Source organism: Peribacillus simplex NBRC 15720 = DSM 1321 (assembly GCF_002243645.1).
Lineage (GTDB): Bacteria > Bacillota > Bacilli > Bacillales > DSM-1321 > Peribacillus > Peribacillus simplex.
On record NZ_CP017704.1, the window covers coordinates 2,971,101 to 2,992,629 of the forward strand.

General features: G+C 40.1%; 19 protein-coding genes and 2 riboswitches. Of the genes, 14 read left to right on the plus strand and 5 right to left on the minus strand.

Annotated elements, in window-relative coordinates:
* Positions 1-162: 162 nt before the first annotated feature.
* Positions 163-504: a DUF1450 domain-containing protein gene (locus BS1321_RS14170; RefSeq protein WP_230159839.1), complete on the minus strand. Its 342-nt coding sequence runs from the start codon at positions 502-504 to the stop codon at positions 163-165.
* A 265-nt stretch (positions 505-769) separates the two neighbouring features.
* Here BS1321_RS14170 and BS1321_RS14175 point away from each other — a divergent pair, with 265 nt between their 5' ends.
* The 5 genes from BS1321_RS14175 to ltaS all read left to right on the plus strand — a co-directional run bounded on the left by BS1321_RS14175 (position 770) and on the right by ltaS (position 7,660).
* The gene (locus tag BS1321_RS14175; RefSeq protein WP_063233993.1) at positions 770-1,720 is read left to right on the plus strand and encodes an ABC transporter permease; all 951 of its coding nucleotides are present in this window, start codon (positions 770-772) and stop codon (positions 1,718-1,720) included.
* Positions 1,713-2,660 carry an iron chelate uptake ABC transporter family permease subunit gene (locus BS1321_RS14180; RefSeq protein ID WP_063233994.1) on the plus strand — a complete coding sequence of 316 codons (948 nt, stop codon included), beginning with the start codon at positions 1,713-1,715 and terminating at the stop codon, positions 2,658-2,660. Before BS1321_RS14175 ends, BS1321_RS14180 begins: the two co-directional genes overlap by 8 nt.
* Positions 2,654-3,412, plus strand: a complete 759-nt coding sequence (locus BS1321_RS14185) for an iron ABC transporter ATP-binding protein (RefSeq protein WP_063233995.1) — start codon at positions 2,654-2,656, stop codon at positions 3,410-3,412. The genes BS1321_RS14180 and BS1321_RS14185 overlap by 7 nt, the downstream gene beginning before the upstream one ends.
* A 212-nt stretch (positions 3,413-3,624) precedes the next feature.
* On the plus strand, positions 3,625-4,569 hold the full coding sequence (locus tag BS1321_RS14190) for a siderophore ABC transporter substrate-binding protein (protein ID WP_174524176.1): 945 nt from the start codon (positions 3,625-3,627) through the stop codon (positions 4,567-4,569).
* Positions 4,570-5,692: 1,123 nt separating this feature from the next.
* Entirely contained in the window at positions 5,693-7,660 is a 1,968-nt protein-coding gene (ltaS, locus tag BS1321_RS14200; RefSeq protein WP_063233997.1) for a lipoteichoic acid synthase, read from the plus strand.
* A gap of 62 nt (positions 7,661-7,722) precedes the next feature.
* Here ltaS and BS1321_RS14205 read toward each other — a convergent pair whose 3' ends face one another.
* The gene (locus BS1321_RS14205) at positions 7,723-8,343 is read right to left on the minus strand and encodes an RraA family protein (RefSeq protein WP_063233998.1); all 621 of its coding nucleotides are present in this window, start codon (positions 8,341-8,343) and stop codon (positions 7,723-7,725) included.
* Between the two features lie 416 nt (positions 8,344-8,759).
* Positions 8,760-8,939 carry a hypothetical protein gene (locus tag BS1321_RS14210; protein WP_063233999.1) on the minus strand — a complete coding sequence of 60 codons (180 nt, stop codon included), beginning with the start codon at positions 8,937-8,939 and terminating at the stop codon, positions 8,760-8,762.
* A gap of 119 nt (positions 8,940-9,058) precedes the next feature.
* Here BS1321_RS14210 and BS1321_RS14215 point away from each other — a divergent pair, with 119 nt between their 5' ends.
* The 7 genes from BS1321_RS14215 (at position 9,059) to BS1321_RS14245 (ending at position 16,113) form a co-directional block, all read left to right on the plus strand.
* Positions 9,059-9,388 carry a DUF948 domain-containing protein gene (locus BS1321_RS14215; protein WP_063234000.1) on the plus strand — a complete coding sequence of 110 codons (330 nt, stop codon included), beginning with the start codon at positions 9,059-9,061 and terminating at the stop codon, positions 9,386-9,388.
* Positions 9,389-9,428: 40 nt separating this feature from the next.
* Positions 9,429-9,527: riboswitch (guanidine-I (ykkC/yxkD leader) on the plus strand.
* 48 nt (positions 9,528-9,575) lie between these two features.
* Positions 9,576-9,896: a quaternary ammonium compound efflux SMR transporter SugE gene (sugE, locus tag BS1321_RS14220; protein ID WP_063234001.1), complete on the plus strand. Its 321-nt coding sequence runs from the start codon at positions 9,576-9,578 to the stop codon at positions 9,894-9,896.
* A gap of 54 nt (positions 9,897-9,950) precedes the next feature.
* Complete coding sequence (locus tag BS1321_RS14225) at positions 9,951-10,475, plus strand: YhcN/YlaJ family sporulation lipoprotein (RefSeq protein WP_063234002.1); 525 nt, start codon at positions 9,951-9,953, stop codon at positions 10,473-10,475.
* A gap of 161 nt (positions 10,476-10,636) precedes the next feature.
* Complete coding sequence (locus BS1321_RS14230) at positions 10,637-12,145, plus strand: spore germination protein (protein WP_230159857.1); 1,509 nt, start codon at positions 10,637-10,639, stop codon at positions 12,143-12,145.
* A gap of 23 nt (positions 12,146-12,168) precedes the next feature.
* Positions 12,169-13,269, plus strand: a complete 1,101-nt coding sequence (locus BS1321_RS14235) for a GerAB/ArcD/ProY family transporter (RefSeq protein WP_063234004.1) — start codon at positions 12,169-12,171, stop codon at positions 13,267-13,269.
* Positions 13,266-14,348, plus strand: a complete 1,083-nt coding sequence (locus BS1321_RS14240) for a Ger(x)C family spore germination protein (protein ID WP_063234005.1) — start codon at positions 13,266-13,268, stop codon at positions 14,346-14,348. The genes BS1321_RS14235 and BS1321_RS14240 overlap by 4 nt, the downstream gene beginning before the upstream one ends.
* Positions 14,349-14,433: 85 nt before the next feature.
* Entirely contained in the window at positions 14,434-16,113 is a 1,680-nt protein-coding gene (locus BS1321_RS14245) for a glycoside hydrolase family 13 protein (RefSeq protein WP_063234006.1), read from the plus strand.
* Between the two features lie 50 nt (positions 16,114-16,163).
* Here BS1321_RS14245 and BS1321_RS14250 read toward each other — a convergent pair whose 3' ends face one another.
* A complete protein-coding gene (locus BS1321_RS14250) occupies positions 16,164-17,615 on the minus strand; it encodes an amino acid permease (protein ID WP_063234007.1) in 1,452 nt (483 codons plus the stop codon).
* A gap of 96 nt (positions 17,616-17,711) precedes the next feature.
* A riboswitch (Lysine riboswitch) is annotated at positions 17,712-17,896 on the minus strand.
* A gap of 255 nt (positions 17,897-18,151) precedes the next feature.
* Positions 18,152-19,114 (minus strand): LacI family DNA-binding transcriptional regulator, encoded by a 963-nt coding sequence (locus BS1321_RS14255; protein WP_063234008.1) that lies wholly within the window; start codon positions 19,112-19,114, stop codon positions 18,152-18,154.
* A 721-nt stretch (positions 19,115-19,835) separates the two neighbouring features.
* Here BS1321_RS14255 and BS1321_RS14260 point away from each other — a divergent pair.
* Together BS1321_RS14260 and BS1321_RS14265 are read left to right on the plus strand one after the other, a co-directional pair.
* Entirely contained in the window at positions 19,836-20,759 is a 924-nt protein-coding gene (locus tag BS1321_RS14260; protein WP_063234009.1) for a metal ABC transporter solute-binding protein, Zn/Mn family, read from the plus strand.
* Positions 20,760-20,771: 12 nt separating this feature from the next.
* Entirely contained in the window at positions 20,772-21,527 is a 756-nt protein-coding gene (locus BS1321_RS14265; protein ID WP_063234010.1) for a metal ABC transporter ATP-binding protein, read from the plus strand.
* Positions 21,528-21,529: the final 2 nt, after the last annotated feature.

The following is a 21,529-nucleotide window of genomic DNA, read 5'->3' on the forward strand; positions in this document are numbered from 1 at the left end:
GTGAAAACATAGAGGATAGTAAAAAACAGGAAGTAATGACTAGATTAATGATTCCATAGCACATTTCGCAATTCCTTTTAATAGATGTTCATCACCTGTATTCTGTATAATTACAGGTAGAAAGTCAAAATGATACGGATCAAGCAATTTGCTTGGCCCGTATCATTTCAATTCATCATGTAACTGATTCAAAAGGTCCTGTGAATCTTCGCCACTCATTATCTGGCCGTTCACTTTCGCATAGGGGGTTTTCTTACAAAGTTTACACTCACTCAAACATTCATATTCCTTATATTGAATCCTTGGATTCGATAAGAATTTACCATAATCGGCAACTGTTTGTTCATTAAGGAAGCGGTCAAGATTATTTTGGCAAAATTCAATCTGGATTTTCGCCTTTTTTGAGAACACTTTGGATAGCAAATTTTTCATCATATCGCTTCTTTCATTGGAGGAGTAAATATTTGTTATTTTGATTTTATCACTTCCTTTAACGAAATGCATGATTGATTCATCCAAATTCATTACAATATGACTAGCCGGAGTTTATTAAAGTAATTCCCTTGTATATGTTGACACATGTCTAAGAAATGATAGAATAAGAATGAATGATAATGAATCTCATTATCACGAATGGAAGAACTTTGTAACTATTGCAACTTCATGATTTCCACTTCAATAGGTGACTTTGCGATAGTCTTTATTCAAATATCTTTAATTAAAAATATTATCGCTGTATTAACTGAGATAGGAAGAGTAGGAAATGTAGATGAAGATAAGATATTTAGTCATGGCGTTAGTTGTTTTATCATTTACGTCATTATTCATTGGTGTAAAAGATATTACCCCCTTGGATTTATTGGATCTAAGTGATGATAAAGTGCAAATCATGCTGCAAAGCCGTTTCCCCAGAATGGTGACCATAGTCATTGCCGGTATTGTGATGAGTATAAGCGGTCTGATCATGCAGCAATTGAGCCGCAATAAATTTGTATCCCCGACGACTGCCGGAACCATGGATTCTGCAAGGCTTGGACTTCTTCTTGCCATTATCATTTTTCCATCGGCAGCACTTATTGAGAAAATGGCATTCGCTTTCATATTCGCTTTGGCAGGTACATTCTTGTTCATGAAAATTCTTGATCAAGTGAAATATAAGGATACGATTTTCATTCCATTGGTTGGTTTGATGTTTGGTAATATCGTCGGATCCATCTCGACTTTCTTTGCCTATAAATATGATTTGATTCAAAGCCTCAACACTTGGATGAATGGGGATTTCTCGATGATCATGTCGGGAAGGTATGAACTTATATATGTAAGTATCCCTCTAGTCATTCTCGCATACTTCTTTGCCAATAAATTCACTGTGGCAGGGATGGGTGAGGAGTTTGCTATCAATCTAGGACTCAATTATAAGCTTATAGTCAATTTTGGGTTGATCATCGTGGCATTATCCTCCACTGTCGTTTTGTTAACGGTGGGAACGATTCCTTTCATAGGATTGATCGTACCAAATATTGTATCTCTTTACCTTGGTGACAATTTGAAAAAGAGTCTTTCTCATACAGCATTACTAGGGGCAGTATTCCTATTGATCTGCGATATTCTGGGCAGGATCCTCATATATCCATTTGAAATCCCGATCGGACTCGTGGTTGGTGTCATAGGAAGCGCCGTATTTATCTATCTGATACTGAGGAGAAAGGCATATGAATAATAAAAGTAGGATCATTATATTGGCTGTTCTTGCAGCAGCTTTAACGGCAGGTTATATCTTCTGGGACCTTGGCCCGAATTGGGATTATGCACTGCCAAGAAGGGTTATAAAAATCATCGCCATCATCGTGGTTGGTTGTGCAATAGCTTTTTCAACAGTGATTTTCCAGACGGTCACGAATAATAAAATCTTGACACCAAGCATTTTAGGGTTGGACTCCATGTATATGCTGATCCAAACGGGAGTGATTTTCCTCTTCGGTTCAACGCATATCATGATCGTGAATAAAAATCTCAATTTCCTGATTACACTTGCGGCCATGCTTATTTTTTCCAGCCTGCTGTTCAAGTTCATGTTCAAGAAAAACCGCAATATTTACTTCCTATTGCTGATCGGTATCATCTTCGGAACCTTATTCGGCAGCATGTCCTCATTCATGCAGGTATTGATTGACCCGAATGAATTTCAAATCATTCAAAATAAAATGTTCGCCAGCTTCAATAATGTCAACACGGACCTGTTAACTTTAGCTATTATCCTTATGATAGCGGCAATGATATATTTCATGAGATTCTTGAAGTATTTAGATGTCATGTCCCTAGGGAGGGACCAAGCCATAAACTTGGGTGTGGATTATGATTTTGTCACGAAGCGGGTTTTAATCGTCGTTACGGTTTTAATCTCCATTTCGACTGCCCTGATCGGTCCGATCACGTTCCTTGGATTGCTTGTTGCAAATGTGGCTTATCAATTCATTAAGTCCTATCAGCATAAACATATCATCCCGGGTGCAATGCTGATCAGTGTGATTGCCCTGGTCGGCGGCCAATTCATTGTGGAGAGGATCTTTACGTTCACTACCACATTGAGTGTCATCATCAACTTTGTCGGCGGTGTCTATTTCATCTATCTTCTATTAAAGGAGAATAAATCATGGTAGAAGTGAAAAATTTATTCAAAAAATATAATAGTAAAACGGTTGTCGAGGATGTTTCCATTGAAATAATGAAAGGCAAAATCACATCCTTCATCGGTCCCAATGGAGCAGGGAAAAGTACCGTCCTTTCGATGATCAGCCGGCTCATTACCCGGGATTCAGGAGAAGTCTTGATCGATGGTAAGGATATGGGGAAATTCAATAGCAATGAACTTGCGAAGAAGATTGCCATCTTAAAGCAGGCTAACCACATCAATATCCGATTAACGATTCGTGAACTCGTCGCCTTTGGCCGTTTTCCGTATTCACAAGGCAAGCTGACCAAAGAGGATTGGGAATATGTCGATGAAGCGATTGAATATATGGAACTTGCAGACATGCAGGATAAGTTCCTTGACCAGCTTAGCGGCGGGCAGCAACAGCGGGCCTTCATTGCCATGGTTATTGCTCAGAACACGGAGTATGTACTTCTTGATGAACCCCTGAACAATCTTGACATGAAGCATTCCGTCCAAATCATGAAGGTATTGAGGAGATTGGCCGATGAATTAGGGAAAACGGTCATTATCGTCATTCATGATATTAATTTTGCATCCTGTTATTCCGACTATATAGTCGCATTGAAGGATGGCAAGGTTGTTCATAATGGACCTACCGAACAAGTCATCAATTCCAATGTATTAAAGGAAATCTATGATATGGATATTGAAATCCAAAATATCAATGACAATAAGATCTGTGTGTACTTCACTTAAGACGATTCCATTTGGTTTTAAATTACTTCAGTATTCGTAGCCGTCCCAGAATATCTCAAACGCTCATTAGGCTGTTAAGAGTTGGCGGGCGCCCAGGACTTTAGCCGCCTCCTGTTCATATGGCAGGGAAAGTGATGAAGGTAAACTCTGTGAAGGTGAGGATTCAATATGTAATTTTAAATAAAAAAATACTTTTCGAGGTGACCATAATGATTAAGAAATTATCTTTACTGCTTTTGGTTGCAATGCTGGCTGTAGTGGCTGTAGCTTGTGGATCAGATAAGGAAAAAGAAGAATCAAGCGCGAAAAAAGAAAATGCTAAAAGCGAAGAAATTACAGTTAAGCACCAACTAGGAGAAACGAAAGTAAAAACAAACCCTGAAAAAGTCGTTGTATTCGATATGGGTGCTCTTGATACTCTTGATAAATTGGGTGTGGAAGTGGCAGCTGTTCCTCATGATGGCCTTCCAAAATACCTTTCTAAATATAAAGGTACAACTGAAAATGCCGGCGGATTAAAAGAACCTGACTTCGAAAAAATCAACGAAATTGCTCCTGACTTAATCCTTATTTCTGGCCGTCAATCTGAAGCATATGAGGAATTAAGCAAAATTGCTCCTACTGTTTTTGTTGGTGTAGATACAACAAAGTATATGGAATCATTTGAAGAAAACGTAACACTTTTGGGTAAAATCTTCGATAAAGAAGACGAAGCTGCTAAAGAATTGGCAAGTGTTGAAGAAAACATCAATGCTTTGAAAGAAAAAGCCCCAACTGACAAAACTGGTTTAATCGTTCTTTCTAGCGGTGGAAAAGTAAGTGCTTACGGACCGGATTCAAGATTTGGAATCATCCATGATGTATTCGGAGTCCCTGCAGTAGATGATAAATTGGAAGTATCGACACATGGTCAAAGTATTTCTTTCGAATACATTGCTGAAAAGAATCCTGACTACCTATTCGTTGTAGATAGAGATGCGGTTGCCGGTGATGGAGCTGCAGCGAAAGAAACTGTTGAAAATGACATTGTGAAAAATACAAAAGCATTTAAAGAAGGTAACATCATTTATCTAGACCCTAACTACTGGTACTTATCAGGCGGCGGTTTAGAATCTGTTGACGCTATGGTTAAAGAAGTTTCAGAAGGCATTAAGTAATATAAATATGGTTAAAGGAAATCCTGTCCTCGATTGAGGGCAGGATTTTTTATTTTTTATAATAAAGCTGGAAGAAACAAATATACTAACAAAGGGGACGAAAAGAATTATTACAAAACACAGGTAAGTTTATAAGCCCCTACAGCCCAATTAAGGGGAAATGAAAGGGACAAGGGCCATAATCACACCCGTTGCACTGCTATGGCTCATATGGGCTCCTTTCGCAAGAATATAACCCTTCAGCCAATATGAAAAAATTCAGTTTCTTCCTATTATAATGTCATTTGCATCCTTTCCGGTTCCAGAAGTGGTTTTAAAATTGTAATTTAAGTGAACTTTGGTAAATTGAATCTTTTATGGATGATAAAATTATCCTGGAAAGTAAAAATAAAAATTAATATGATCATCACTTCAAATCACTTCAAATGATAGAGGAGAATTGGGTGGATTAATTTTTAGGAAAAATTATTTGAAAAAAGCTAATCAAATAAGCCTGAGGGGAATGATGTCGATATTAGGCGAATTACATTTGTTATTTTATGGGATTTCGGAGCGGCAGGACGCAATAATAAACGGGTCCAAACTTTTGCAGGCTTCGATTTTGAATGGGGTATCAAAAGTGCGGAAGAGAGGGGCATCCATGTAACCGGCAATCAATTTTAAACTGTCGAATTATCGGGAAAGAAAACCCTGGTTATATCAATAGCTTCCAATAATTGAAGATTTATATCTTTACATATTTTGTAATGTACTGGTTTTTTTATAAAGAGTCGTTTATAATGGTAAAAGCCTGAAGGACGTAAAATTAAATCGTGACTGTCATCCGCATTAACCCCAAAAAGTTACGGTGATATTTATTGGATTAAGACATGGAGTTCCTATATATTTGTTATAGGTGCACTAAGCATTCGAGACGGGCGAAGCTCTGTTTATTTTTTCAAACGCTTGTTCATAAGCTAAAAAAGTGTTCTGGATATAAGAGTCATGGATGTGACAAAAGGTGGTTTTCACAATCTTGACTATCCGAGTGTAAGAATGCTATTATAAGGTTTCCGTTTTTCCGTCTTCTGTAAGTTTGTAAGAATTTATATAAATAAACCACTAGATTAATAGAGGTGAAAGCATGAATAATTTTCTCAAAAAAAGCCAGCATTTATTTGCAAATAACATACTAGGCTTTTTCTTTATTGCAGTAGTTATGTTTCAGATTAAAACTTATATTGGATATCGAGTTGAATTTAACTTAGGTATTGAAAATGGCCTGCAACAGTTTTTGCTATTCATAAACCCGATTAGTTCAGCCATTTTATTCTTTGGCTTGGCACTATTGGCTAGAGGCAAAAAATCGTTTAAATGGATCATCAGGTTGAACCTATTGATGTCCTTATGGTTATTCTTCAATATTGTATACTACCGGTCATTTACCGATTTCATTACATTGCCAACCTTGACGCAAGTGCAAAACGCCGGGGATTTGGGGCCGAGTATTTTAGAATTATTTAAAGGCCATGATGTATTTTATTTCCTTGATACGGTTCTTTTGATCGTATTGTACAGATTCAAAGACTTTAAAGTGGAAGACTTCAAAGTCAAACGCCGTACAGTTGGAATGGTTTACCTAGCGGGACTTGCAATTTTCGCCATCAATTTGGGACTTGCTGAAAAGGATCGCCCGCAATTATTATCAAGAACATTTGACCGGAACTATATCGTCAAATATTTGGGCATGTTTAACTATACGGTCTATGATGCCGTTCAGAATACTAAAACATACGCTCAGCGTGCGACTGCTAATAGCACGGATATCGCAGAAGTGGTCAACTATACGAAGGCAACAAGCGCTGAACCAAACCCTGAATATTTTGGTGCAGCTAAAGGTAAGAATGTCATCTACTTGCATTTGGAATCCATGCAGAATTTCCTGATCGATTATAAGTTGAATGGGGAAGAAGTAACTCCATTTTTGAACTCACTTGCAGCAGATGAGTCAGATTTCATGCACTTTGATAACTTCTTCCATCAAGTAGGCCAAGGTAAAACGGCGGATGCCGAGTTCATGCTTGAAAATTCCTTGTTCGGTTTACCGCAGGGGGCAGCATTCACAAATAGATCCCAAAATACGTATCAAGCAGCACCAGCGATTTTAGGACAACAAGGATACACATCGGCTGTGTTCCATGGTAATTACAAATCTTTCTGGAACCGGGATAATATGTATAAGTCTCTTGGTTTTAATCAGTTCTTCGATGCAAACCATTATAATATGGAAAATAAAGAAGAAGTATTAAGTTATGGTTTAATGGATAAGCCTTTCTTTAAAGAATCGATTCCTATGTTAGAAACGCTTAAACAGCCTTTCTATACAAAATTCATAACGGTATCTCATCATTTCCCATATGCCATGGACCAGGAAAAAGCAACAATCGGTAAGCATACGACAGGCGATGCTTCCGTTGATAGTTACTTCCAAACTGCACGCTATGCCGATGAGGCGCTTAAAGAGTTTTTCGATTATCTGAAGGAATCCGGTCTATATGATAACTCGGTAATCGTTATGTATGGTGATCACTATGGTATTTCCGAAAACCATAAAGAAGCCATGTCAAAAGTGCTTGGCGAGGATGTTGGCGCATTTGAGAATGCCCAATTGCAACGTGTACCATTATTGATTCATGTTCCAGGTGTTGAAGGCGGGGATATGCACCAATACGGAGGACAGATTGACCTTCTCCCGACTTTATTGCATCTGTTAGGAATCGAATCTAAAGATTATGTACAATTCGGTTCGGATTTATTGTCAAAAGATCATAATGAAGTGGTACCTTTCAGGAATGGTGATTTTGTAACACCGGATGTCACTTCCATTAAAGGGAAATACTACGATACGGATACAGGGGAATTGGTCGAGGAAAATGATGCCATCCTCAATTATAAAAAGAGAGCTGAAACGATGCTCAATTTATCCGACCAAGTAGTGAACGGCGACTTACTCCGTTTCTATACTCCAAATGGCTTTAAACCGATTGACCCTACTGATTATGATTACACATATGATGAAGAAGGTTCAAAGGAAGATAAGACCGATAAATAAGGCTAATGAAAAGAACAGGCAGGAAGCCATCGCTTCCTGCCTGTTCTTTTATATGCGTGAGATCATCCTTTATTGGTCATCAGTGCAATATACTTTCTTATTTCATCAGGATTCCCTGCATATTTCTCAGCACGCTGTTCATCTTTTATGATTTTATCCTTTGCTTTGATCAGGATTTCTTCACCCATGGCTTGGGGTACGACCACGACTCCATCTATGTCCCCTATGATAATGTCCCCTGGAAATACGGTGACACCTCCACAGGAAATGGGGATATTAGTTTGTCCTACACCTGCCTTGCCGCTTGAGGCAACTGTCGTCCCTTTGCTGAAAACAGGGAAATTCATCTCTTTAATGGCTTCAAGATCACGAATGACTCCATCGACAACGAGGCCGCCAATTTCCATGGTCTGCATCATGCCGACAACAAAGTCTCCTGCTATAGCCCGGTATGTATCACCCTTGCTGTCAACGACTATTATATCCCCAGCCTTTGCTTCGCCGATTGCTTTTAACACGGCTGAATTATCACCGACGGGCATCTGTACGGTCAAAGCTCGTCCGGCCAGACGAAATTCTTCCTTTAAGGGTTTAATCGCTGATTCCAGATTGTTCAACCCTTCCATTGCATCTGAAATCGCGGTGGTGGGCAAATTCTTGAACTGTTGAATGAGAGCATCCATGACTATGATTCCTCCTTGAGAGTTAATGAATATAGCCTAATTATACACAAATTTTGTAATTTTCTAATAGTTTAGTGTTTGATAAAATGGTAAATGTGGTGTAATCATTAAATGAAGGGGGAGGGAAGTTCTGCTGACACAAGGGGTTTCAAGGCAGATGCCTTTTTAATCAATCGTTTGATTAAATTAATACGACGCGTTTTTTCATGTTCATTAATTGAGTCACGCATTGCAGGTTCCTTCCTGATGATTATATCAATCAAATGATGGCCACCGATCCGTGCAGGAACATTCTTCTATAGATCAAGAGAAGAATGTTGGTGTATATTCTTGGTTTTTTCCTGATCTGGATGCCGATGTTAGCGAAGAAAACCATAACAGATGCTGGAGGTCACTAAAGGGGTTATCAACAATCTTCAAAGCAGGAGCAGAATCAAGACTGAGGTTGCCAATGTAAGCCAAATGGGGCTAAAAACTTCTGGATGAATGATTAAAAAAATGATTCCTGCAATAGTGGCAGCCTGCTGAATGGTCATATGTCTAATGAAGTGTATTCCAGCTTTAAAACAGGCTTTAAGCAGAGGCATTTGATTCATTTTCATTCCTCCCTTTTCTTTCAATAATATGACCAGGCATAAAAGAAAATACATGGGGATTCGTTTTCCGCTCAATTATTACGGGTATAGTAAAGGTAAAATAAAAGGAGGAATCATAGGTGGTCATTGTATATATTAGTCTTGCCCTCTTTATCGGATCGATTATCTATTTGGCGTTTTTTGCTTTTAAAGCATTTAAGGATTCCAAACCGACTATTGATAATGTGACCGAAACCGTTACACGCATTCAGGCAAAAACGGATCAGATTAAATCAGAGACGGACCAACTCACCATGACACAGCATGAAATCACTGAAGATGTTCAATATAAAAAAGAGGCCGTACAATATACGGTTGATGCGGCTAAAGAAATACCTGAACCCTTTAAAAATATTTGGTTTTCAATTAAAGGTGACAAGTGGGAGCTTAGAAACAGAAGTGATTCATAAGCGTTTGACCGATTTGAAATGTACATGATATAGTATGGAAATAAGAAGTTTCTAGGGTTCCTCGGTTGAATTTTACCGGAATGGTCCAAGAGAAACGCGCAGGAATCTGCGTACACGGAGGGAAAAAAGCCCGGGAGGTTATGATTTATGACCTTTCGGGCTTTTTCTGTAATTGGAGGGAAAAAAGTTGGCTTGGGTTCAATTGGTGATTGCAGGATTATTTGAAGTGGTATGGGCAACAAGTTTAAAGTATACCGAGGGTTTTACGAAATTATTACCTTCTTTCATAACGATTGCTGGAATGGTTATTAGTTTTTATTATTTGTCATCGGCGATAAAAACCCTGCCTATGGGAACAGCGTATGCAATTTGGACCGGAATTGGGGCTCTTGGGGCTGTTCTGGTAGGCATCATTGTATTTAACGAGCCTAAGGATGCGATGCGTTTGGTATTCGTCGGTTTTATTTTGGTTGGAATTATCGGATTGAAGGTCACTTCTTCTGAATAATCTATCGTCTCCTCGCAAATATTAATATTAAATAATTTTAGAGGAGTGAAGAAAATGAATTATAAAGCGATGGTATCAAGTGCAATGATGGCTTTAGTGATTACAGGTTGTTCACCTAATGATAAAGAAGATGCCAGTGAAAATCTTGGCCTGAATCGTACTAATCAGGATAATTTAGATAATCCGATGAATGTAAGCGACACTAGGCAAAATGTTAATGATGATAATAATGATAATGGCATAAACGATATGAGGGTCTCCGAGGATATCTCGAATCGAGTTGAAGACTTGAAGGAAGTAAGTAATGCAAGTGTCATCGTGACTGAAAATAATGCCTATGTAGGGGCAGTATTAAAAGACGGCGGGGATAAGGATATCCCGAATGACCTTAAAGAAAAGGTTGCTGATGCAGTAAGGGGAGCCGATCCATCGGTAGACCAAGTTTATGTTTCGGCAAACCCGGACTTTGTTCAAAGAATGAAAGGGTATGCGAATGATATCGAGAATGGAAAACCCGTTGCAGGATTTGCTGAAGAGTTCCGTGAACTTGTAACACGCATTTTTCCAAGTCCAAGGTAATTGGTAATTGTTAAAGAATAGAGACGTAAAGACTTATCCGGTGATGCCGGATAGGTCTTTTCCTATTTTAAGGATATCGGTGGATCATGACTAACTTTAAATAGGGTGGTTACAATAATCGAGTGAACTAAAAATTTTCGATAGGTAATGGGGGTGGAATGGTGAGGTTGTTTAAGGGCAGGAGGGAAATGGATGCAGCATCCTTTCAGGTAAATTCGAAGGATTTTCAAGAACTCCTTAAAAAGTTTAAAGCATCTAATGATTTTCTTACCTTCCGATTCCCGGATGATGATGGCTATACCATCTCCTACTTCAATTCACTGGTTAGTGCACAACAGCTCCATGAACAAGTACTGTCTGTCATTTCGAATCAACCTAAGCAGGATCTAAAGCAATTAAAAAGCGATATTCCGATGGAAGATATGAAATTGACGACAAATATAAAAGACATTCAAAGGTTAGTATTGGCCGGATCGGTAATGATTCAATACAAGAAAGATGATGAAATGTGTTTGCTGATTCCATGTGTTCACAGTGTGAAAAGGCAAATTTCCACACCCGAGTCGGAGTATACTGTCGTTGGGTCCAAGGAGGCCTTTGTAGAATCGCTTGATTCGAATTTGAATCTGATCCGTAACCGGCTGCCCATTCCTGAATTGCAGTCCAAGGAATTTCGGGTCGGAAGCATCTCGCAAACGAGGTTAGCGGTACTCTACATAGATGGTATAGTAAATCAACAGATCATTAAGACAGTCATGCAGAGAATAGAAGATATAGAATATGATACGATCGTCGATATTTCGTTTGTGAGCCAAATGATTACGGATAATCGGAATTCGATGTTTCCGCAACTGATTGATACGGAGCGGCCTGATCATCTGGCCAGTGTGTTATCGGAAGGGAAAATAGGGATCATGCTGGATGGATCTCCTCATGCATTAGTTGGTCCCAATACCATCATTTCATTCTTTTCGTCATTTGAAGATTATTTTCAAATATGGAATCTCGGTACATCATTCCGTTTGATTCGGCTTTTCGCAGTACTGTTTTCCGTTTTGTCATCACCTCTGTATGTTGCCGTTTTAACGTATCATTATCAAGTGATTCCAACGGATTTGCTGCCAATCTTAATATCATCGAGGGGCGTGATTCCTTTTCCGCCGATATTGGAAGCGATCGTGCTGGAAGGGACGATCGAATTGCTTAGGGAAGCGGCGGTCAGGCTGCCTGCTAAGGTTGGCTCTACCATCGGCATTGTTGGCGGTATAGTCATCGGTACAGCCGCTGTGGAAGCGGGATTTGTCAGTAATGTCTTGTTGATGCTTGTCGCTTTAGCTGCCTTGGCTTCATTTACGGTGCCGATTTACCAAATCAGTAATACGATTCGCCTTATCCGCTTCCCATTTCTAATTGCAGCCCAGTTATACGGACTGTTTGGAATAGCTTTATGCAGTGCATTCATTTTAAGTCATTTATTGAAATTGACTTCGCTAGGCAGTCCATATTTAGACCCTCTTTACCCGTTAAGAATTCATGACTTTAAAGATAGTCTGATTCGCCTCCCTTTTTCAAAGCAGAAAAAACGCCCGCAATTTCTGCGGACGGAAAATCCGCTAAGGATAAGGAAGGAGACTGAAACTCCAACCCCCTATAGCGATATTGATGAATAAGGCGTAGAAAGCGGTGAGAAGGTATGGAACTAAAACCAAATGAAACTAAACAAATATCTCCATTTTTTGTTTTTTTCCTCATGCCCGGCATGCAGATTGGAGTAGGGATATTGGGGTTTGAACGGGTCATAGCGAAAGAGGCTGGTCAAGACGCATGGATAGCGGTCCTTATATCAGGGTTAATCATAAATGTTCTGCTTTGGATGTGTTTCAAGCTATTAGGCAGGGGCCCCAAAACTCTTGATTTGATCGCCATCCACAAAGATTTGTTTGGCAAATGGGTAGGAAATGCTTTCAATATTTTATTCATCCTCTACTTTATAATGATCTCCATCATTCTTATCAGGACTTATTTAGAAGTCATTCAGGTTTGGATGTTCCCTGGTGTCAATGTCCTGATGTTATTAACCTTTATTCTTATTCTCGTGTATAGTTTTGTGGGTGGAGGGTTTAGGGCCATTACTGGTTTTTGTATAATCGGGCTTTTTATCGGATCGCCACTATTCCTTTTGAATTATTTCCCATTGAAGTACGCCCACTTTGAAAATTTGGGTCCCTTTCTTGATCATTCCTTTTGGGAAATCATGAAGGCCAGCAAGAAAATGACCCTGAATTACCTTGGTTTTGAATTACTCCTGATTTATTACCCATTCATTAAAAATCGTGAAAAATCTCAAAAGTGGGCCCACTTAGGGGCGTTATTTACTATGTCGATATATTTGGTATCTATTATTGTTTCATTAGCCTACTATCATCAAGATCAGCTGAAAGATGTAATTTGGGCCACTTTGACGTTATGGAAAATTGTAGACCTTCCATTCATTGAAAGGTTTGAATACATAGGTATTTCCGTTTGGCTGTTCATGGTGCTGCCGAATGTTTGCATAGGGGTTTGGGCAGCAAGCAGAACAGCGAAAAGAGTATTTGGATTTAGACAGAAAAGGATGGTAGTTTTCATTCTGCTTATCATCTTAATATCCTGCATTTTTTTGGATAATCGCTATAGAATCGATAAGTTTAACACGATCAGTTCGCAAATAGGTTTTTATATCATTTATTTGTATCTTCCTCTCTTATTCATATGGCAGTCGATCGTCTATAAAGTTAGGGGGCATAAATCATGAAAATCATACTCCTATTGATAACATTAGCTTGTTTCTTGATGACGGCGTGCGGTGTGGAAAAGCAAATATTGGAAGATGTTTTAATTGCTGAAGTCGTAGGTTATGATGATGCCGAAGATAAGAAAGTCAAAGGTACGGTCGTTGTCAGCGTTCCTCAGCCTGGGGAGGAAGCAAATCTAGGTAAAGAAGTATATGAAGCGATCTCCCATGATATAAAGGCAGCCCGCCAGCAGGAAAATGCAAAAACACCATTCCCGATAGTCGGCGGGAGACTGACAGTCATTCTCTATGGTGCAGAATTGGCAGGTATGGGGTTAAATGATTATGTCGATACGTATAGGCGTGACCCGATGGTGGGAAGGGATTTGTTTTTAGCGGTCGTTCATGGCAAAGCGGAGGATGTAGTTAAAATGGAGCCGAAGTTGATCAAAACTCCAGGGGTTCAAGTGAAAGAGCTGATCGAACAGAATATTAGGACTAATTTGCCTGATGTAGATTTGCACAGGTATTTATATGCGTGTCATGGTATAGGAATCGATCCGGTCTTGCCCTTATTGGAAACGGCAGGAGATCAAATTCGGGTAAAAGGGATCGCCTTGTTTAAAAAGGATCGCTATATCGGTAAATATATCCCATATGAGGACGGATTTTTATTTAAAGTCCTTAGTGAAAACTTTAAGCTGGGGAGTTATGAAATTAAATGGAAGGAAAATGACTTTACAGATATCAATAACGTGGAGTCACGTGTCCATTATCATATTTCTAATGCCAATCAAGACCCCAAGGTCAGGATTGAAGTGAAATTAAAGGCGAGTCTGCTAGAGGTCCAAGGCTATGACTTGGGAAAAGCCTTGGACCTGAATAAAATAGAGGCTAGGGCGGAGCATGTCATTGGTAAAAAATTAAATGAGATGGTAATTATGTTTCAGGAGAACAATATAGATCCGATTGCACTCGGTGATCACGCAAAAAGTAAAACAAGAAATTTCGATCAAAAACATTGGGAGAAGGCATATCCCCATATTCCAATCGAGGTGGATCTGGATATTGAAATGATTCAAACGGGAATAGCTGAATAAAAGTAGAATATTCTGAAGTTTCCCCCTTTATAATAGGGGTATTGGTGTAATGATTATATCAATGCGGCTAAAAAGGGGGAAAGGTATGGACAAAGCATGGTGGAAAGAGGCAGTTGTGTATCAAGTGTATCCAAGGAGTTTTATGGATAGTGATGGTGATGGGATAGGGGATATAAACGGGATCTTGATGAAGCTCGATTATTTACAAGAGCTGGGAGTGAACGTGATATGGCTATCCCCCGTTTATCAATCTCCAAATGATGACAATGGGTACGATATCAGTGATTATAAATCAATCATGACTGAATTCGGGACCATGGCTGATTTCGATAGGTTGTTGAAGGCGGTTCATGAACGTGGAATGAAGATCATGATGGACCTGGTGGTCAACCATTCTTCAGATGAACATCCGTGGTTCAAGGAATCCCGATCCTCAAAAGATAATCCGAAACGTGATTATTATATTTGGAAAACTGGCAGGAATGGGAAAGAACCAAATAATTGGGAGTCCATTTTTAAAGGTTCAGCATGGGAATATGATGAAGGAACCGATGAATATTATTTACATTTATTCAGCAGGAAACAACCGGATTTAAACTGGGAGAACCCTAAGCTCCGTGAAGAAATCTACAACATCATGACTTGGTGGCTGGATAAGGGTGTCGATGGCTTCCGGATGGATGTCATCAACTTCCTTTCAAAAGATCAAAGCTATTCAGATGGAGCCGTTCATCATGAAAAGCTGTATGGTGATGGAAGCCCCTTTTTCCTGAATGGGCCACGCATACATGAGTTTTTACAGGAAATCAATCAACGGGCACTTTCTAGATATGACGTGATTACGGTTGGGGAGATGCCAGGCGTTACACCGGAGGAAGCGCAATTGTTCACAGGTAAAGATCGTGGTGAGCTACATATGGTCTTTCAATTCGAACATATGGATCTGGGGAGCGGACCGGAAGGTAAATGGAGTAACGATAAATGGAAGCTAACCGATTTAAAGCGAATACTCTCCAAATGGCAGACTGGTTTGGAGGGGGATGGCTGGAACAGTTTATACTGGAACAACCATGATCAGCCCCGGGTTGTCTCAAGGTTTGGTAATGATGGAAAGTATCGTATTGAAAGCGCAAAGATGCTTGCGGCTTGCCTTCATTTGCTTCAAGGGACACCCTATATATATCAAGGGGAAGAGCTGGGCATGACCAATGTTGCATTTGAGAGCATTGATGAATACCGGGATATCGAAACATTGAATTCATATGACGAATTCGTCAATTCACATGGCTGGTCAAAAGAGCGGATGATGTCAGCCATTCACGCCCGCAGCAGGGATAATGCGAGGACACCGATTCAGTGGAATGACTCCCGGAACGCAGGATTCACGAATGGGACTCCTTGGATTAAGGTTAATCCCAATTTTCCCGAGATTAATGCAGAAAAGGCCTACAATGATCCGAATTCCATTTTTCATTTTTATAAAAAGCTTATCCAATTACGCAAGAAACATGAAATCGTCGTTTACGGCCGTTTTGAACTGCTTTGGCCAGATGATGAACGAATATTTGCCTATACGAGATCGTTTGAAGAAGAAAAGCTGTTGGTACTATGCAACTTTAAAGAAGAGCAGGCCTCCTTTACTTTGCCTGAGGAGCTGCATGCTTATTCTGCCACAAGGCTGATCGGCAATTATGATCAGGAGGAAGAAGGAATCTCCAGCAAACCCCTGCGTCCATATGAATGCCGTGTTTATCATTTGAAATGAAAAAAAGGACCTGTTCTTCTCCGATTAGAGAAGAACAGGTCCTTTGCTTATTATTTTGATTTGAGGTCACATTCCTCAAGGGGAATGATTTTCGTTTTATGCTTAATTTTATAGCCGAACCATAGGACGAAAAATAGAATCAAGCCAATGTAGGAAACAAACATTGAATTCCAGTCGATCCCATCGCTGCTGAAAGCTTGGTACCCTTGTCCGATGATAATGATAATACAAAGGACAAGTGCGAATATAGGCCCGAATGGGAAGCCTTTTGCTCGGTATGGTAAAGCATTCATATCAAGGCCTTGAGCTGCGTAGGCTTTGCGGAACCGATAATGGGCAATCGCAATTCCGACCCAGGTGACGAACCCCGCCATGCCTGAAGCATTCAATAACCAGATATAAACGACGCCATCCCCGAAAAACGAAGCTAAGAATGCAACGCAGCCAACTAAAGAAGTCACGATAAGTGCATTTACGGGTACTCCTCTTTTATCTAACTTGCCAAGGAATTTCGGTGCTTTCCCATCCCGTGCCAAGTCCCATAGCATACGGGTTGAAGCGTACATGCCAGAGTTACCGGCAGAGAGTACGGACGATAAAATTATCGCGTTCATGATGGATGCAGCAAATGCAAGGCCAGCACGTTCAAATACAAGCGTGAATGGACTTACGGCAACATCTTGACTCAATAAACGTGAATCCGTAAACGGAATGATCATTCCAATAACGAAAATTGCAAGAATATAGAACAAGAGGATGCGCCAGAAAACGGATCTGATCGCTTTAGGGATATTTTTTTCTGGATCTTCACTTTCACCAGCAGTCACTCCAAGCAATTCCGTTCCTTGGAATGAAAAGCCGGCAGCCATGAATACGCCTAGAATCGTGAAGAACCCTCCGTTAAAGGGACCTTCGCCCATTGTGAAATTGGAAAAACCAATTGGGTCATTCCCACCCATGATTCCGAGAATGATCAGAACACCCGTGATCAAGAAAATGACGACTGTCACGACTTTGATCATGGCAAACCAGAATTCTGTTTCCCCGAAACCTTTAACTGACATGTAATTGATAAGAAACATAGTGATTAACGCAATGGCACTCCAGATAAATGAAGGGCTATCCGGGAACCAGAACTTCATAATTAAGACAACGGCTGCTAATTCAGCGGCAATGGTGATTGCCCAGTTATACCAGTAGTTCCAACCAATCGCAAAACCGAAAGACGGATCGACGAATTTGGATGCATAGACCCGGAACGAACCGGCCACTGGCATGAACGCTGCCATTTCTGCAAGACTTGTCATTAAGTAATAAACCATGATGCCGATGATCGCGTATGCCACCAAGGCACCGCCGGGACCGGCTGAATGAATGGCACCGCCACTTGCTAAAAATAAACCTGTTCCAATCGTTCCACCTAATGAAATCATCATTAAATGACGCGCTTTCAGGCTCCTTTTAAGTTCAGTAGGGCTTGATGCTGATTGTGAATTTGACAATTGATGTTACACTCCTTTTTATTGGAAGGGAACGAAAAATAAAAAAACAGCAGTCGAAAAAGATCGACGGCTGTTTATAATAAACCCGTTTATCCTTCCGAAGATAGCTCCCCACGCTTTTTGAAAAAACGTGACAGTGGTGTTCCTGTTCGGTAACACCGCCAGCAAGAATATACATGGAATATACCCTAACTTCGGCAACTTATCCTTTCAAACGGAGTCTTTAATTTTCCAGAATCTCGTCCGTTTTACTTTTATAAGCTGCAGCCTCTAACTCATCGGTAAATGAGGAAGTATTCAATTTTCTAAAATCGTTGCGCCAGCTTGTAAATGACGTCGGACGATTGTACTCATGAAATTCATGCAATCGCTAGTAGATTGCTAGTAACTGAGTAAACTTTACTATATCAAAATTATAAAATAACTTCTAGGATATCGCAATGATTATTTTGTGTGGTTATTTTTTCCTAGTTATTGAATGATGGCAGTAATGAAGAATTCAAATGTCGATATACTAAAATAAAGCATCCTGATAACTAGACGGTCCTCCTTTTAATTAGAGCGTATTCTAGTTTTACATGTTTGACCACTTCAGGATTCTCAAATAAGTCCACTGCCATTTTCCCGATCCATTCCAGCGGTAAGGAAATGGTCGTGATGTCGAGCATTTCACTAAGGCTATCATTATTGAAGCCGAGAATGGCCACATCTTCCGGTACCCTTATACCCGATTTCTTAGCGGTAAGAATGAAGCCTGCCGCCGTGTCATCGTTCGTGATGATTATGGCTTCAGGTTTATCTGACATTGAATTCCATTCCTGAAACAATTGTTCACCGTCTTTAATGTGGTAACTGCCTTCAAACAGCCATTCTTTATTGTTTATCAGTTGATGTTTATTCATGATATCGTTAAAGGCCTTTGTACGATGAGAACTATTTCTGCTCTTTTTACGGCCAAGGCTGTATCCAATTTTCTTATATCCTTTTGCAATCACGTACTCAAGTGCACAGGAGAAAGCTGCATAATGATCAATGCTGATGGATGAGAATTCAGCCTGGGCTGTATCTTCACATAAGATGATCGGTCCGTATTTTTGATAATCCAAAAAGATTTTTATTTCCGAAATCCTTGAACAAACGATAATGCCATCGAGCTGCTTCATTTGCAGCATATTCAAAGCCTGGATTTCTTTCTCTCTGTCATAATTGGTTTGAAAGATGACTATATGACAGCCAATTGCATTTGCCTGTTTAGTGATTCCGTTAACGATTGCCCCGTAATATGGGTGATTGTTGAAGGGGATGATGATGCCGATAAGATTAGTTTTGCCTTTTGAAAGATGAATGGCGTTGATGTTTCTCGAATAATTCAAACGATCGATGGCTTCTAAAACGCTCTTTCTTTTATCGGGGCTTACATAAGGATGATCATTCAATACACGAGACACTGTTGAGACAGATACACCAGCACATTGAGCAATTTCTTTAATATTTGTCATGGTATCACCGTTTTTTCTTTTTTTATATTGTACAGTATGAAACCCATTTCAGGGCAAGTGAACAGAGTGAGGCTGTTGAAGAATTCTTCAAATAAGGTCTTGTTCTGGTATGGGTTTCATCCTTTAAGATTGGTTTAAATCTTAGAGGAGGAGGGGATCATGATGTTCCAAACTTTAATCACCCTGTTTGTGCTTTGTGGAATCGAATTGGGATTTGCGTACTTGGCAATTTCCTTGAAACAGGAAAAATAAGTGGCAATGCATTTGAAATGCCTGATGCCCGTCAAGAATTCCGCGTTTACTCGTGTATTTTGGTACTTTACTCGTGAAATCCGCGCATTTACTCGTGAATTTCACGTCGTCCCGCTATAAACATTAAAAAAAGCTCCCCTAGTTTATATTCACCATTAAAACTCCACAATATAAATATAACTTCATCGTTACGTTTCATGTACGGAAGGGAAGAAGTACTCTCCATAGAAATGACTGACTGTCTGGAAGCTCCCTAGTAGAGATTCCAGACAGTTTTTGCTGTGTGTAAAAGTCATTGGACTTTTGAAATGTTTGAAAAATAGTTGCACTTTTTTAGTATATTTGTGTATAGTATAAATTAAGTTGTATAGAGGAAACTTTTTAGCGTTTACGACAATGTAAAAAAATTTGCACTTAGTTTTGCACATGGCAAACTATTTTAGAGAGATGAAAAAGGGAGGGAATATGGATGGGTTTTCTAAAATCTATTGGGGGCGTGCTTGCTGCATTGCTGATTTTAACAGGGTGCGGCAATGATACGGTCGAAAAGGATAACGGCAATGGCAAGTTGGACGTCGTTACAACGACGGGAATGATTGGGGATTTGGTTGAGAATATCGGCGGTAAACATGTCGAGGTCACCAGTTTAATGGGACCGGGAGTCGACCCCCATCTATATAAAGCGACACAGGGTGATGTGGAGACACTGGATTCGGCTGATATGATTTTTTATAATGGTGTGCATCTTGAAGGGAAAATGACGGATATATTCGAAATGATGAGCAAGGATAAACCGACGATTGCCGTAACGGAGGACTTCAAGGAGAACCAGCTTCGCAAAGTGAGTGCTACGGAGCATGATCCCCACGTATGGTTTGATGTAAAGCTTTGGATCGTAGCGGCGGACACAGTCAAGAAAGAGTTGATTGCCAATGATCCGGACCATGAAGCGGAGTTTCGTGAAAATTATGAAGAGTACGTCCTGCAATTGGAGGAACTTGATAAATATGTTCAAGATGAAATTAATAAAATTCCAGAAGATCAACGGGTGCTCGTTACAGCACATGATGCTTTTGGATACTACGGTAAGTCATATGGCCTGGACGTAAGGGGTCTCCAAGGAATCAATACATTATCGGAATATGGATCAAAAGATGTTACTGATATGCGGAATTATCTTGTGGAGAACAAAATAAAAGCGATTTTCATTGAGTCAAGCGTACCAAGGAAGGCTATCGAGGCTGTCATTCAAGGTGCAGGGAAGCAGGGCCACAAAGTTGAAATCGGCGGTGAATTGTTCTCGGATGCAATGGGTGAAAAAGGGACGGAAGAAGGAACGTATATCGGGATGGTCCGTCATAATACCGACACCATCGTTCATGCTTTGAAATAAGGGGGAGAAACTATGAATCAAGCAGCTTTGAAGGTCGAGAATTTAACGATTGCATATCATAAGAAGCCGGTTGTCGAAGATGTCTCATTTGAGGTGCCGGAAGGGAATTTAATCGGTATCATAGGCCCCAATGGAGCAGGGAAGTCCACTTTGATAAAGGGAATACTGGAATTGATCCCAAAAATATCGGGGCAAATCACAATAAAGGGTTCGACTTATAAATCGATGAGGAAGAGTATTGGCTATGTACCACAGCGTGAGTCAGTGGATTGGGATTTTCCAACCAACGCACTCGATGTCGTGATGATGGGCAGATATGGTCATCTCGGATGGCTGAAGCGACCAGGGAAGTCCGAGAGGCAGAAGGGGATGGAGTGCCTGGATAAGGTGGGAATGGCTGAATACGCTAACCGCCAGATCAGCCAGCTATCAGGTGGACAGCAGCAACGGATATTCCTGGCCCGTGCATTGGCACAGGAAGCGGATATTTACTTTATGGATGAACCGTTCGTAGGGGTGGATGCGGCAACTGAGAAAGCAATCATACAATTGCTGATGGAATTGAAGGAAAAAGGCAAAACAGTTCTGGTTGTGCATCATGACCTATCCACTGTGAAGGAATATTTCGACTGGACGATGTTATTGAATAAAAAGGTGATGAAAATAGGTCCGACAGAAGAAGTGTTCATTCCCGAATACTTACAGGCAACATATGGAGGCCGCCTAGCAATACTATCAGACACTAAGTCCGGCCTTTTATTAAAATGAGG